This is a genomic window from Stappia sediminis, from assembly GCF_009826895.1.
Classification (GTDB): domain Bacteria; phylum Pseudomonadota; class Alphaproteobacteria; order Rhizobiales; family Stappiaceae; genus Hongsoonwoonella; species Hongsoonwoonella sediminis.
This window is the reverse complement of the sequence record NZ_WUMV01000002.1, coordinates 468018-481801: the sequence shown is the minus strand read 5'-3', so window position 1 is coordinate 481801 and position 13784 is coordinate 468018. Positions and strand designations below refer to the sequence as shown.

Annotated in this window: 12 protein-coding genes; 3 read left to right on the top strand and 9 right to left on the bottom strand. The window is 62.8% G+C overall.

Annotated elements, in window-relative coordinates; genetic code table 11:
* Window positions 1-37: 37 nt before the first annotated feature.
* Complete coding sequence (locus tag GR183_RS05750; protein WP_376765748.1) at window positions 38-1189, top strand: isocitrate/isopropylmalate dehydrogenase family protein; 1152 nt, start codon at window positions 38-40, stop codon at window positions 1187-1189.
* On the top strand, window positions 1186-2277 hold the full coding sequence (locus tag GR183_RS05745; protein WP_160774627.1) for a Gfo/Idh/MocA family protein: 1092 nt from the start codon (window positions 1186-1188) through the stop codon (window positions 2275-2277). Before GR183_RS05750 ends, GR183_RS05745 begins: the two co-directional genes overlap by 4 nt.
* 92 nt (window positions 2278-2369) lie before the next feature.
* On the opposite strand, the gene GR183_RS05740 is transcribed toward GR183_RS05745, so the two are convergent.
* Window positions 2370-4298, bottom strand: coding sequence for an FAD-binding monooxygenase (locus tag GR183_RS05740; protein WP_160774626.1), 1929 nt, complete (start codon window positions 4296-4298; stop codon window positions 2370-2372).
* A gap of 113 nt (window positions 4299-4411) precedes the next feature.
* Here GR183_RS05740 and GR183_RS05735 point away from each other — a divergent pair, with 113 nt between their 5' ends.
* Window positions 4412-4837 carry a MarR family winged helix-turn-helix transcriptional regulator gene (locus GR183_RS05735; RefSeq protein WP_244313626.1) on the top strand — a complete coding sequence of 142 codons (426 nt, stop codon included), beginning with the start codon at window positions 4412-4414 and terminating at the stop codon, window positions 4835-4837.
* A 14-nt stretch (window positions 4838-4851) separates the two neighbouring features.
* Here the strand turns inward: GR183_RS05735 and GR183_RS05730 are convergent, their stop codons facing one another.
* The 8 genes from GR183_RS05730 to GR183_RS05695 form a co-directional block, all read right to left on the bottom strand.
* Window positions 4852-6405 (bottom strand): acyl-CoA dehydrogenase family protein, encoded by a 1554-nt coding sequence (locus tag GR183_RS05730; protein WP_160774625.1) that lies wholly within the window; start codon window positions 6403-6405, stop codon window positions 4852-4854.
* Window positions 6402-7274, bottom strand: coding sequence for an amidohydrolase family protein (locus tag GR183_RS05725; RefSeq protein WP_160774624.1), 873 nt, complete (start codon window positions 7272-7274; stop codon window positions 6402-6404). The genes GR183_RS05730 and GR183_RS05725 overlap by 4 nt, the downstream gene beginning before the upstream one ends.
* An 11-nt stretch (window positions 7275-7285) precedes the next feature.
* Window positions 7286-9160 carry a feruloyl-CoA synthase gene (locus GR183_RS05720; protein ID WP_160774623.1) on the bottom strand — a complete coding sequence of 625 codons (1875 nt, stop codon included), beginning with the start codon at window positions 9158-9160 and terminating at the stop codon, window positions 7286-7288.
* A gap of 15 nt (window positions 9161-9175) precedes the next feature.
* Entirely contained in the window at window positions 9176-9943 is a 768-nt protein-coding gene (locus tag GR183_RS05715) for a crotonase/enoyl-CoA hydratase family protein (RefSeq protein ID WP_160774622.1), read from the bottom strand.
* A gap of 10 nt (window positions 9944-9953) precedes the next feature.
* Window positions 9954-10721, bottom strand: coding sequence for an SDR family NAD(P)-dependent oxidoreductase (locus GR183_RS05710; protein WP_160774621.1), 768 nt, complete (start codon window positions 10719-10721; stop codon window positions 9954-9956).
* An 11-nt stretch (window positions 10722-10732) separates the two neighbouring features.
* Window positions 10733-12013 (bottom strand): TRAP transporter large permease, encoded by a 1281-nt coding sequence (locus GR183_RS05705; RefSeq protein WP_160774620.1) that lies wholly within the window; start codon window positions 12011-12013, stop codon window positions 10733-10735.
* Window positions 12013-12552, bottom strand: a complete 540-nt coding sequence (locus GR183_RS05700) for a TRAP transporter small permease (protein ID WP_160774619.1) — start codon at window positions 12550-12552, stop codon at window positions 12013-12015. Before GR183_RS05700 ends, GR183_RS05705 begins: the two co-directional genes overlap by 1 nt.
* A gap of 101 nt (window positions 12553-12653) precedes the next feature.
* On the bottom strand, window positions 12654-13757 hold the full coding sequence (locus tag GR183_RS05695) for a C4-dicarboxylate TRAP transporter substrate-binding protein (protein ID WP_160774618.1): 1104 nt from the start codon (window positions 13755-13757) through the stop codon (window positions 12654-12656).
* Between the last annotated feature and the right edge of the window lie 27 nt (window positions 13758-13784).

Below are 13784 nucleotides of genomic sequence, written 5' to 3'. Positions count from 1 at the left end.
GAACCGTTTCTCGAATCGAACGGAGAACCAGCAGACGATGCAGAAGGCGATGACCGGAAAAGGCGCACAAAAGCGCCCGACATCCAATGAAAAGACGTTCGAAATTGCCGTGTTCGATGGCGACGGGATCGGGCCGGAGATTATGCGTCCGACCCTCGATATCCTCGGCGAGGTCGCGGGTTCCAGCGGCACCTTCGGCTTTGAATTTCAGTCGCTGCCGGCAGGTGCCGGACACTACCGGGACCACGGGATCGCACTGCCTCAAAGCTCTCTCGACGCAGCGAGAGAAGCGGATGCCATCCTGCTTTCCGCCATGGGATTGCCGGATATCCGCTATCCCGATGGAACCGAGATCGCACCGCAGATCGAACTTCGCTTCGCGCTTGAGTTATTCGCGGGCGTGCGGCCGGTCTACCTGAGGCCGGGCCAGGGATCGCCGCTGCGCATCGCCGACAAGGGCGGGGTCGATTTCGTCATCATCCGCGAGTCGACCGAAGGGCTGTTCGCCTCGCACGGAAAAGGCGAAGTTATCCGCGATGAGGAAGCGCGCGAGACGATGGTGATCACGCGCGGGGTGTCGGAAAAGCTATTCGATTTCACCTTCGCGCTGGCGCGCCAGAGAAAGGAAAGCGGCAAGGGGCCAGGTCGCGTCCATTGCGTCGATAAAGCCAATGTTTTTCAGGCATTTGCGTTCTTCCGCAAGATCTTTCTGGAGCGCGCGGAACTCAACCCGGACATCGAGGCGCAATGCGCCTATGTCGATGCCGCAGCGTTATGGATGGTGCAGCGGCCACAGATGTTCGACGTGATCGTTACAGAGAACATGTTCGGAGATATCCTCTCCGATCTCGGCGCCGGTATCATGGGCAGCCTGGGCCTCGCACCATCCGCCGATATCGGCTCCGAACACGCCGTATTCCAGCCCTGCCACGGCACAGCACCGGACATCGCCGGGCGGAATATCGCCAATCCTCTCGCCATGATCCTGTCCGCCGCCATGATGCTCGACTGGCTCGGACGAGAACACGGCCTGGAAGAAATGGTGACGGCCGCCGATGCGCTTAACGAAGCCGTGACCACGGTCTTATCCTCGGGCGAATGCCTGACGCCCGACCTTGGCGGCAGCGCCACGACCGGGGAGGTCGCCGAGGCCGTTCTGGCCGCCTATCGAAACGGGTCGCCGGCATGAGTCTCAGTGGAAAAAACCCCGGCAAGCGATTGAAAAAACTAAGAATAATAACAATCGGAGCGGGCTATTTCAGCGCGTTTCATGTCAATGGATGGCTCAGGAATACAGACGCCGAGTTCGTCGGCCTTGTGGATATGGACACCGAAAAGGCGCGCGCCGTGCTCGTGGCAAACGGGGCGGATTTAAATTCCATCGCGGTGGATTCCGATGCCATAGAAATCCTCCGACGCCTCCAACCGGACATCGTCGATATCGCCGCCCCGCCTTCCGCGCATCTCGGTCTCATCCGCGAGGCGCTTCAAAATTCCGCTACGGTAATAATCTGTCAGAAGCCATTCTGCACTTCCCCAAAGGAAGCTCGCGAGGCGGTCCGACTCGCATCCGAAGCGGGGATAAAACTTATCGTGCACGAAAATTTCCGCTTCCAGCCATGGTACCGGGCGATCAGGCGGGAAATGGACGCAGGACGCATCGGCGAGGTCTACCAGATAACCTTCCGGCTCAGGCCGGGCGACGGACAGGGAAAGGACGCCTATCTGTCCCGCCAGCCCTATTTCCAGACGATGGAGCGGTTTCTCATCCACGAAACGGCGGTTCACTGGATAGACACGTTCAGATATCTGCTTGGCGAACCGGACGCGGTGTTCGCGGACTTGCGCCGGCTCAACCCTGCGATAGCGGGCGAAGACAGCGGCCTGTTCATCTATCGCTACGGCGATGGGCGCCGCGCCGTGTTCGACGGAAACCGGCTTGTCGACCATGTGGCCGAAAATCCGCGCCTTACCATGGGCGAATGCCTCGTCGAGGGGGCGAAGGGCGTGCTGTCGCTGGACGGAAACGGCATCCTTTCCTTCAGAGCCAAGGGCACTCAGCGTGGGGAGCCCCTCTTTTCGCCGCCGTCCAGAGAAGGTTTCGGCGGCGACTGCGTCTTCGAACTGCAAAAGCATGTTACGGATCATCTGATCAAAGGGACCGCGCTTGAAAACGAAGCCTCGGCCTATCTTCGCAACATGGAGATCGAAGAGGCAATCTATCGTGCGGCCGGCGAAGGACGCTTCATCAGCCTGACCGAAGGAACCGACGACTGACACCGAAACAGCCACTGCGCCAAAACCATGACGATCGAATTGATCGCATCGCATGGCTTCAGCACGGTGTATGGCCACATCAGCGTAAAGGCTCAAGCAATTGCGGCCTTGCGTCCCGCCGGCAGCATTATGCGCTCGAAAAACGAACACAGCTCGTCAAAGGCTTCCAGCGGCAGCACATGGGCCACGTATTGATCCGGGCGGACGATCACCAGGCAACCGTTGGCGCGGTCGATCCCTCGCATATCGTAGATATCGGCGCCTGCCTTCCGATCCGCACAAAAGGCCTTCTCGTAGTCGATCAATCCGAACCGGCCCTTTTGCGGCCTGAGAAGCGACGGCAGGGCCGTGATCTCGACATCGCGGAAGTCCTGCGGCACCACCGCGCGAAAATCGATGACCGTATCGATATCCGCCCCATCCGGTGTGTATTTCAAAATCGGAGACGCCTCGCCGCGCTCCAGAAACTCACATAGAGCGGCAAGCCTGCTTTCCGGTTTCGCCTGATCCTCATCCGGCGCGAAGGCAAAGAGGCGCCAGCGCGTATCCGCCTTCACGGTGTGGCCCAGTTCCATGGGCTTTGCATCGGCAAGGCGAACGACGGGCGCGGAGTGGAAGCGCATTCCGATCTCGAAACCGCGCGCAAGACCCTGCCAGGTGTCCGGCCCTGTGAGCAAAGACGGCTCATAGCGGACAGATACCCCCGCAGTGTAGCGGCCGTGCTCGATAAAGTATTTCTGGAACTTCGGTGCATCTTCCGCGCCGCCGTCGGCGGGACGGGCGCTTATGATCCGGGCCCACTCCTCGTCGAAATCGATCAGAGCCTGCGCGACCGCCTGACGCTCAGTTGAATAGCTGTGCAACAGTTCCGGCGGGCAGCGACCCTGAAGCACGGACACGAGCTTCCAGCCGAGGTTGAACGTATCGCCCATGGAAACGTTCATCCCCTGCCCGGCCTTCGGGCTGTGGGTATGGCATGCATCGCCCGCGATGAAGACATGCGGCAGGCGGCTGCCGACCATATCCTCGGGCACGTCGTCGAACTTGTCGGTGAGCCGCTGGCCTATCTCATAGACCGACCACCAGACCACGTCCTTCACGTCGAGACTGTAGGGTTCAAAGACCTGTTGCGCGGCGGAAATCAAATTCTCCACGGTTATGTTTTTACTTCGCACACGCTCGTTCTCAGCCAACTTGTCCATCTCGACATAGATCCGCACGAGATAGCCACCCTCGCGCGGGATGATCAGCACACTTCCCTTGTCCTTGGACTGGATCAGCGTCTTTTGCCGGATATCGGGAAAATCGGTGACGGCGAGAATATCCATGACGCCCCAGGCCTTATTGGCGGAATCGCCGCGAAGCTCACGCCCGATAGCCTTGCGCACGGCACTGCGGGCACCGTCGCAGCCAACCAGATAGCGTGCGCGCACATGCTCGATCCGGCCTTCGTGTTCCGGGTCCGTCCGCTCGATCCTGACAGAGACAGGATATTCGCCGGCATCTTCGTCGACCGAAACATCAACCAGCCGGCACGAATAGTTCGGGACCAACCGCGATGGTGAGTTCCGCATGAAATCCAGGTACATGTCATGGACCCGCGCCTGATTCAGGATCACATGCGGCATTTCGGACAGGCCGTCCTCGACATCCTGCACCCGCCCGTTGCGGGCAATGTGTTCGGGCCGGGCCGGGTCCGGCTTCCAGAATGTCGTCTCGTTGACCCAATAGGCCTCTTTCTTGATCCGGTCCGCAAAACCGAAAGCCTCGAACATTTCCATCGAGCGGCAGGACACACCATCCGCCTGCCCCTTTTCCATCGGCCCGTCCTTCTGTTCGATCAGGCGGGTGGTGATATCGGGAAAGGAGGAGAGCTGCGCGGCAAGGGTCAGGCCGGCCGGCCCGCTTCCGACGATCAGCACATCGACTTTTTTCGGAAGCGTATCGCCCGTCGTTTCGCGCCCTTCAGCCGGCAGGATTTCAGGATTGCCTGCCCGGAACCCGTTGAGGTGGAACTGCATCTTCGTATCCTCCCATTCGTATTTAAAGTATGTATACTTATTATATGTATACATATAGTATGTTGTCAATCGATATGATATGCCGGCTGCGGCAACAAGAAGGAAGCAGGTCCATGCTCGAGCAAATGGCAGGCCATCTGATCCGGCGCCTGCATCAAAGATCCACTCAGGTGTTCCAGAGCGAGATGCAGAAGGCGGGGTTCGACCTGACACCCGTGCAGTTCGCAGCGCTTGAGGTGCTGCGGACAAACCCCGGCATCGACCAGGCAAGCCTTTCCGCGATGATCGCCTATGACCGCGCAACGATCGGCGGCGTGATCGACCGGCTGGAGCACAAGGGCCTTGTCGAAAGGGCCGTCAGCGAAAGCGACCGCCGCGCGCGCATCCTCAACCTTACCGAAAGCGGACGCCGCGTCGTGGAAAGCGCCCTGCCCGTCGTGCGCATGCTGCAGACGGAGATTTTATCAAACCTCGACGATGCGGAGCGCAAGCAGTTCCTGGCTTTTGCGAGGCAGGCTCTGTCGCAGGAGCTCGAATAGAGCCCGGCCTCAGATCATGTGGCAATTCCAAAACGTTCACATACCCGATCAATCCGATCCGAAATCGCGGGGGCGGCTTCCGAGGCACGTGCGACCCGGGCGAGCGCTGCGCGCCAGGCAAAATCGCAGGTCAGTTCCATGAAGCCGTGAGCTTCGGCGGCGGCATCGTCGCTGGCTGCGACACGTTTGGCCTCCGCCTCCCACTTTTCGGCCAGTCCGGCGAAGTCCCCACCGCTTTCGCGCAGGAAACCGGCGAAGGCGCGCGCGCCGGCGCCGCCATTCATCGAGAGCGAACGTGTTGCCGTGGTGCGGGCATGAATGCCGCTCGTGCCTTCGTAGATCGAACAGATCCGAGCATCGCGCCAATTCTGTTCCGCGCCGTATTCCCGCAGATACCCGTAACCGCCCATGACCTGTATCGCGAGGTCGGCAGCACGCGTCCCGGCCTCGGTGCAAAAATACTTGCAGACAGGCGTCATGAACTCGACGAAGTCATGCGCGGCGCCCAGTTCCTCGGCGACCAGGGCGATATGGCAAAGTGCCCGGCCGCCAATGGCCAGCGCATCGCATTCCTCGATCATGCGCGCAACGTCGGGATGTTGATCGATGGTGATTTCCCTGCCGTTCGCATCACGCCCCTGCTTGCGCTCGGCGGCATAGCTACGCGCCAGATCAGCCGCACGGGCGGCATGGGCGACACCTTGCAGCGCCACGTCGAGGCGTGCGTGGTTCATCATCGCGAACATCGCCTTCAGCCCGCCGCCCTCTTCGCCGATCAACTCGCCGACCGCCCCGTCAAAGGCGAGCTGGCAGGTCGGTGAAGCGTGCAGGCCGAGTTTTTCCTCAATCCGGGTGACGCCGATTGCGTTGCGCGATCCGTCCGGCAGGTCCGACAGGCAGGCGAACAGGCTAAGACCGCGCACACCGGAATCCGCAGGGCCCGTACGGGCGAGAACGAGATGGAAAACACCTTCGCTCATGTCCTGATCGCCGCCCGAGATGAAGATCTTCTCGCCGTCGATCCGCCAGGCATCGCCGTCTTTCACGGCGCGTGCGCGGATCGCGGCAAGATCCGACCCTGCGCCGGGCTCGGTCAGCGCCATGGTGGAAAGCCAACGCCCCACGGCCAGGGGCGGGATATATGCTTCCCTTTGCTCATCGGTTCCAAAACGCATAAGCACGCTGATCGCGCCCGGCACCAGCGAGGTGACCATCTGCAACGAATGGTTCGCGCCGGAGAATATTTCGCTGACACCAGCACGAACCGCGCCGTTCAGGCCCTGCCCGCCGAATTCCTCCGGCGCGGACAGCCCCTGCCAGCCCTGCCCGGCAAGTTCCGCATAAACTTCCGCGAAACCGTCCGGCATCCGCACGCGGCCGTTTTCAAGCCTGCAGCCCTGCGCGTCGCCGCTTGCATCGAGCGGCGCGATGCGCCCCTCGGCGAAGCTTGCGAAATGGCCGATGATCTCACCCGCAAGCTCATCGTCCCAATCCGCCAGGCGGTCGGCCCGCGCGACATGGCGAAGCGAAAACAGGATATCGTCGACAGGAGCATGAAAATCGCTCATGACACCCCCAGAAGGCGCATGGCGTTTTCCTTGAGGATGAGCGGGCGCACCTCGTCCCGGAAATCGGCTTTTTCGAAAGCGCCGAGCCACTTCTCGGGCGCGATCATCGGCCAGTCGGAACCGAAGAGCATCTTCTTCTTCAAGATCGTGTTGGCATATTGGACAAGGATCTTCGGGAAGTATTTCGGCGACCAGCCCGAAAGGTCGATGTAGACGTTCGGCTTGTGCTGCGCGACCGCCAGCGCCTCTTCCTGCCAGGGGAAGGAGGGGTGTGCGAGGATGATCGGCATATCGGGGAAATCCACCGCCACATCGTCAATATACATGGGGTTTGAGTATTTCAGGCGCATCCCGTTGCCGCCCGGCATGCCAGAGCCGACCCCCGTCTGCCCGGTATGGAACAACGCCGGCTTGCCCGTTTCGGCGATCGCCTCGTAAAGCGGGTAGGCCATGCGGTCGTTCGGATAAAAGCCCTGCATCGTCGGATGGAACTTGAAACCCTGCACGCCGTAATTTTCCACGAGGTTTCGCGCCTCGCGCGCGCCGAGCCTGCCCTTGGCCGGATCGATCGAGGCGAAGGGAATCAGGACGTCGTCGTTCTCGGCGGCGAGTTCGGCCACCTCCTCGTTCTTGTAGCGGCGGTAGCCTGTCTCGCGCTCCGCATCGACGGGAAAGATGACGGCAGCGATGTTCATCTCGCGGTAATGCGCCGCGGTCTCGGCGACCGTCGGCGGATGGACCCAGGGCGCGCCGAAATATTTCGCCATCGTGGTCTGCAGATCGTCATAGCCGTCATCGGCATGGCAGCCGCAGGGCTCTTCGGCATGGGTGTGAAAGTCGATCGCGCGGACCTTGGAAAAGTCGACCATGTCTTCCCCCTTCAGACCCGGATCAACGCCGGGTCTTCATTGTCGTAGAGCCGCTCCAGCAGATCGGCCCGGCGGGTGAGAACCTTCCTGATGTTGAGCGAGCCCTTGTCGGTGATCTCGTGATCCTTGAGCGAGGGCGGCTCGGCGAGGATCAGCGCGCGGGTGATCCGCTTGGCAGAGCCGGTGACGCGGGAGTTCATCGCGCGCAGCCGCTCCTCGATGCGCGCCATCAAATGCGCATCCGCCACCGCGCCGCCGGCCACTTCGTCCAGATTGGCCGCTCCGGGGGCGGGAAAGACGAAGAGCCCCACCTCGCCCCGGTCATGACCGCAGATCACAACGTCCTGGGCAAGGCCCGTCAGTTCCTTCAAGGCGGCCATCCTGAGATTGCCCGCCTGAACCCAGGTTCCGGTGTCGAGCTTGAAATCCTCCGACACGCGCCCGTCGAAGATCAGGCCGCGTTCTGCATCCTGCGGATCCACAAACCGCACCGCATCGCCGGTGATGAAGAAGCCTTCCTCGTCGAAGGCAGCCTTCGTCTTGTCGGGATCGTTGAAATAACCGGGCATCACGTTCGGCCCCTTCACCCGGATTTCGCAGCGCATGTCCGCATCGGGGATCAGCTTGACCGAAACGCCGGGCAACGGCACGCCGACCACGCCGGAACGGCCGATCGGTTCATGCACCATGAGGCAGGCGGGCGCCGTCTCCGTCAGGCCCCAGCTCGAGATCATCAACGGCAAGCCCCCGCGCACTTCCAGGCAGTAGCGTTCCAGCCCCTCCCACACCTCCTGCGGCAGAGAAGCGCCGGCATAGAAGATCAGGTCCAGATCGCCGAAGATTTTCTCTCGCTGCTCGCGCTTGTCGGCAAGCGCCTCGACGAGCATTCCAAAGCCCACGGGAACGTTGAATACGAGCGTGCCGGGCCGGTCGGTCCGGTTTTTCAGCGTCGTGGCGAAGCCCGGACCTGTCGGCTTGCCGCTATCCACAATCAGCGTGCCGCCGTGGCTCAGCATCATGTTGACGTTGTGGCTGCCGCCAAAGACGTGATTCCAGGGCAGCCAGTCGGTCGTCGCGGGCGGCCGATCATCGAGAAACGGCAGAACGACGCCCATCTGCGCCTGGTTCACGCACATCATCCGGTGCGTAGTCAGCACCCCCTTGGGGTCCGAACTGGAGCCGGAGGTAAAGAGGATCTTCGCCAGCGTATCCGGTCCGACCTTCGCATGCGCCGCGTCGAGATCGACCGAAGGATCGCCCTTCAGAAGCTCCGCCATCGGCGTCACCTTGCGCGGACCTTCGCCACGCGCCGCGACGACCTCCACGCCATCGAGTTCGGGGAGTGCAAGGGCCGCCGAATAGCGGGCGGCATCGTCGACGAAGGCCATCTTCGGGCGCACCTTGTCGAGCACGAAGGTCAGCCGGGGGTGCGCCTCGACGATGAGCGAATACTGCTCGGCCAATGGCACGACCGGAACACCGATGTATTGCGCGGCAAGCGATAGGATCAGGTGATCGACACCGTTGCCGGACATGATCGCGATGGTATCCGCCTGGCCCAGACCCCTCGCGAGAAGCGACGAGGCGACTGCGCGCACTTGCGCCAGAAGCTCGGCGTAGGTCACATCGCGCCAGCCTTCGCCATCGCTCCAGCGCTCCGATACCGCGATCCGCTCTGGCGCGCGTTTCGCCCAATCGTGGAGCCATGCACCGGTGTTCGGCGCGACGGACGGCATGTCGTATCCCGAACTCAGGATGATCGTTCCGTCCGCCCGGTCCTCGCGCACCACCTTGTGCGGGACGAAGCGGGTCAGCGTGTTTGCCCGCGCCCAGTCCGCGCGTTCGGCAGATCCGCTCGGCGCATTCGGCAGGTCCGTCGGGGTCATCTCATTCCTCCCGTCTCAGCGGAACTTCGGTTCGCGCTTTTCCAGAAACGCCTTCAGCCCCTCCTCGGCATCCGGCGTCGTCTGCACGAGTGCAGCGGCAAGACTTTCGGTGAAAAGCCCGTCGGCGCGCGGCATATCCCCGATCCGCGCCAGCGCCTGCACCATGAAATAGTTCGACATCGGCGCGTTTTCGGCGATCTTCGCGGCGAGTTTGCGCGCCATCGGCAGAGCCTCGCCCTCGCCCACGGCATAATGCGTGAGGCCGAGCCGAAGCCCTTCTTCGGCATTGTATTTGCGCCCGGTCAGCATCATCTCGGTCATGCGGTCCGGGCCGATGATCCGCCCGACCCTGACCGTCGCGCCACCGCCGACGAAGATGCCGCGCCGGCCCTCGGGCAACTGGAAGATGACCGAGGGTTCGGCGATACGCACATGGGTCGCCGTCGCCATTTCCAGTCCGCCGCCGATCACCGCGCCGGTCATGGCACTGACGGTGACCGGACCGCCGAACTGGATCATGTCCATCACCCGGTGCCAGTTGCGCGAGTGGTAGACGCCGGCTTCGGCGCTGCGCGAAACGTGCTCGGCCAAATCTAGGCCGGAACAGAAATGCCCGCCCCGCCCATGCAGGATCACGACGCGAACGTCCCTGGGCAGATCGGCGTAGAACGCCTCGATCTCGGCAAGAAGGCCGTCGGACATGGCGTTGCGCTTGTCCTCCCGGATCAGCGCGAGTTCCGCGATCTGACCGTCAAAAGAGGCTTCGGTGTAGCTGCCTTTCACGACAACCTCCTCACTTCGGCGCCAGGCGAACGGCGCTGTCGATACGAATGACTTCCCCGTTCAGGACGGGGTTCTCGACGATCTGCTGAACCAGCAGCGCGTACTCCCCGGGCTTGCCCATACGCGAGGGGAACGGAAGGCCCGCTTCCAGGGACGCGCGAACTTCAGGCGCAAGGCCGGCGCTCATCGCGGTCTCGAACAGGCCGGGGGCAATCGTCATCACCCGGATGCCGAACCGGGCAAGCTCACGCGCGGCAGGCAGGGTCAGCGAAGCGACGCCGCCCTTGGAGGCCGCATAGGCCGCTTGCCCGATCTGCCCGTCCTGATAGGCGACCGAGGCCGTGTTCACGATCACGCCCCGCGCGCCATCCGCATCGAGCGGATCGAGGCCGGACATCGCGCGGGCGGCAAGGCTCATTACCGTGTAGGTGCCGATGAGATTCACGCGGATCGTGCGCTCGAAAACATCGAGCGAGAGGCTGCCATCGCGCGACAGGATGCGGGCGGCAGTGCCGATCCCCGCGCAATTGACGACGATGCGCGGCGCGCCGCCCAACACCCCGGCACACCGGTCGAACGCGGCTTCGACCGCAGCCGCGTCGGTCACATCCGCCGACAGCGCGACCCCGCCGATCTCGGACGCGACACGTTCGCCCGCCTCCGCACTGCGATCGACCACCGCCACGCGCGCACCCTTGGCAGCAAGGCGCCGGGCCGTTGCTTCGCCAAGGCCGCTGCCGCCGCCCGTGACCAGCGCAATCCGTCCGTCGATTTCCATTTTCGCTCTCCTCAGAAAAACCCACGCGTCAGCAACATCGCGACGACCAGCGCCAGATCGGCGAGAAGGAACGGCACGATCCCGGCAAAGACCTGTTCAAGGCGAACGTAATCGCGCGCGACCGAGTGAATGACGAAGACGTTCAATCCGACCGGCGGGGTGATCATCCCGATCTCCAGAAGCTTCGCGACAAGGACGCCGAACCAGATCTTGTCCACGCCGTGCACGCCGATCAGGGGCAGGAACAGCGGAAGTGTGAGCAAGAGCGCGCCGATGGGCTCCAGGAACATGCCGAGCGCGAGGTAGATCAGCGTGATGACGATCAGGAGGCCCGTGGTGCCGAGCCCCATCCCCTCGACCAGGCCGCCGATCTCGGCCGAAAGGCCGGACATCGCGACAAGGCGCGTGAAAAGATTCGCGCCGATGGCGATGATGAAGAGCGCGCCCGAGGCGAGCAGAGTGTCGATCAGGCTTTCGCGAAAGCCCGACCACGTGAGCGAGCGGCGCAGGATGCCGAGCACAAGGGCCATGAAAGCACCGAAGGCACCGGCCTCCGTCGCCGTGAAGAAGCCTGCGAAGAGGCCGCCGAGAACGGCAACGATAAGCAACAGGACCGGCCAGATTTCCAGCGTCTTGGCCCAACGGTCGCCCATCGTGTACGGCTCGGCGCGCGGCAGCCGCTCCGGAGCGCGCAACCAGACCGCCAGCACGGCGAGAACATAGAACAAGAGCGACGCCAGGCCGACGATCAGCCCGCCTGCGAAAAGCGCGTTGATCGAGCTGTTCGACTGGATGCCGAAGAGGATCAGGATGATCGACGGCGGGATGAGCGCGCCGATCGTACCGCCCGCCGCCACCGAACCGGTGGAGACGCGCAGATCATAACCCTGCCGCTGCATCTCGGGGATGGCGATGCGCCCGATCGCCGCCGAGCAGGCCACGGACGACCCCGACACGGCGGCAAACCCGCCCGCCCCGGCAAGCGATGCGATGGCGAGCCCGCCGGGCAGCCAGCCCCACCAGACGCGGGCCGCCTCGAACAGGCCGCGCGTCAACCCGGAGTGATAGGCAAGATAGCCCATGAGCAGGAACATCGGGATCGAGCTCAGCGTCCAGTTCGCCGACGAGGTGTAGGGTATGGTCGACAGCATGCTCATCGCGGGACGCACGCCGGCGATGCCCCAGATGCCGAGGAACGAAACGAAAATCAGGCTGATGCCTATCGGCACGCGAAAGCCGATCAGAAAGAGCAGGCCGGCAAGGGCGAGAAGCCCGATGACGATCGGGTCCATCACATGGCCTCCCCGGCGTGAGAGTCGATTTCCTCAAGGGGATCGTGAAGGCTCAGTTCGAACCGGCCCGTGAGAACCTCAATGACGCGGATCGCAAGCACCAGTTCCATCAGCGCGAAGGAAACCGGCAGGATCCAGTAGCTCGGCCAAGTCAGGAAGTGCATGGTTCCCGCCTCCACATAGGCGCCACGCCCGGTCTGGGAGAGCGCCTCCACGGCCGATCCCCAGGTGAGAAACCCGAAGACGACGAGCCCGATGCAAAAGCCGGCGAGTGCCACGGCCTGCCTTGCCGTTCCACGAAGGCCGTCGGTGAAGATCGTCGCCTCGATATGGCGGCGGCCTATCTCGGTCATGGCAAGCGGCACAAAGCTGATCGCGACCATGTAGTAGCGCCCGACAAGGTCGGCGGTCGCCGGAAAGCCCGCGCCGAGAAAACTGCGCATGAAGACGTCGACGACGACCTGAAGCATCATGGCGAGGAGGACGAGCGAGGCCAGCACCATGCTGATCCGGCTGATCCATGTTTCGAGCGATCTCATGACCGGCTCCCCTGGGCCCTGGAGCGTTTTCGCGATCGGAAATCGCTCCGGATTCAAAATGCTTTGATGGGGACGCGCCCCGCTACCGGGGCGCGCCGCTGTCACTGCCCGTAGGCGTTCATGTCAAGCTTTGCGAAAATTTCGTTGTAGCGAAGCTCGCCCAGTTCCTCGGCGGTAATGCCGGGGGTGATGAGGCCTTCCCACTTTTCGACGAGAGCCGTGTATCGGTCGATCTTTGCCTGCGCGTCGGCAACGCCGCGCCCGCTCAGGGTTTCCGCCGCCTTGGCAAGCTGCGCCTTGTTGAAGGCGGCCTTGGCTTCGGAAAGCGTTTCGTCCATCGCGATGAATTCGATGCCTTCCGTCTCACGTGCCTTTGCGGCATCATCAATGAACCCGAAAAGGCCTTTCGCCACGCCGTACTGAGAAGCGCGGGCAAGCGCGGCCCGGTCCTCCGCCGACATGCGATCCCAAAGAATGCGGCTCGCGGTGGTTATCGCGGCGCCGTTGAATACGCCCTCTTCCATCTCGGTGACGTATTTGACAACGTCGCCGAGCCGGTTGGCGATGATCTCGTGGTTGGCGCTGAAGGTGCCGTCGATCACGCCCTGGCTGAGCGATTCAAAAAGTTCGGACGACGGGATCTGCGTGGCCTCGCCACCAAGCGCATCGACCAGCCCCGCGTAGAGCGGCGCCCCGGTCCGGATTCGCATGCCCGCCATATCGGCGACGCTGCGCACCGGCTTCACGGTCAGCAGGTTGTAAGGTGGCGTCGCGTCGGTACCGAGATAGACTTGCCCGTTCGCTGCGAATTCCGCCTGGCATTCGGCGCAAGTTGCGATGTATTCCGTTACCGCCGACGAGATCACCAGATTGTTGGAGCCGATGATCGAGACCTCCGACGGCAAGGCGGCGTCGGGAAATTCGGCCGGGAAATACGGCATCAGAAGCGCGCCAAACTCGGTCACGCCATCGCGCAGGGCCGAGCTCATCTCGTTCGGCGCGACAAGGCCCGAGGGCGTATCCTGCAGGTCCCAGGCGCCATTCGTGAATTCGCTGAGCCTAGTGCTGATTTCCGGATAGACGTGCACGGCAATGGGGTGCGACGGCCCGAAGCCGCTGGTTGCGCGTATCGTTTCGGCACCGGCCTCCGAGTTGGCGAGCGCCATCGTGCCGGCAATCGCCAGCGCAGCAATCCTGCTAATCATGCTTTCCTCCCTGAGAAAAGTCCCGCC

Excerpts from the sequence above, each read along its gene's own strand:
- GR183_RS05750 (WP_376765748.1), top strand. The coding sequence starts at position 38 with ATGCAGAAGGCGATGACCGGAAAAGGCGCACAAAAGCGCCCGACATCC.
- GR183_RS05745 (WP_160774627.1), top strand. The coding sequence starts at position 1,186 with ATGAGTCTCAGTGGAAAAAACCCCGGCAAGCGATTGAAAAAACTAAGA.
- GR183_RS05740 (WP_160774626.1), bottom strand. The coding sequence starts at position 4,298 with ATGCAGTTCCACCTCAACGGGTTCCGGGCAGGCAATCCTGAAATCCTG.
- GR183_RS05735 (WP_244313626.1), top strand. The coding sequence starts at position 4,412 with ATGCTCGAGCAAATGGCAGGCCATCTGATCCGGCGCCTGCATCAAAGA.
- GR183_RS05730 (WP_160774625.1), bottom strand. The coding sequence starts at position 6,405 with ATGAGCGATTTTCATGCTCCTGTCGACGATATCCTGTTTTCGCTTCGC.
- GR183_RS05725 (WP_160774624.1), bottom strand. The coding sequence starts at position 7,274 with ATGGTCGACTTTTCCAAGGTCCGCGCGATCGACTTTCACACCCATGCC.
- GR183_RS05720 (WP_160774623.1), bottom strand. The coding sequence starts at position 9,160 with ATGACCCCGACGGACCTGCCGAATGCGCCGAGCGGATCTGCCGAACGC.
- GR183_RS05710 (WP_160774621.1), bottom strand. The coding sequence starts at position 10,721 with ATGGAAATCGACGGACGGATTGCGCTGGTCACGGGCGGCGGCAGCGGC.
- GR183_RS05705 (WP_160774620.1), bottom strand. The coding sequence starts at position 12,013 with ATGGACCCGATCGTCATCGGGCTTCTCGCCCTTGCCGGCCTGCTCTTT.
- GR183_RS05700 (WP_160774619.1), bottom strand. The coding sequence starts at position 12,552 with ATGAGATCGCTCGAAACATGGATCAGCCGGATCAGCATGGTGCTGGCC.
- GR183_RS05695 (WP_160774618.1), bottom strand. The coding sequence starts at position 13,757 with ATGATTAGCAGGATTGCTGCGCTGGCGATTGCCGGCACGATGGCGCTC.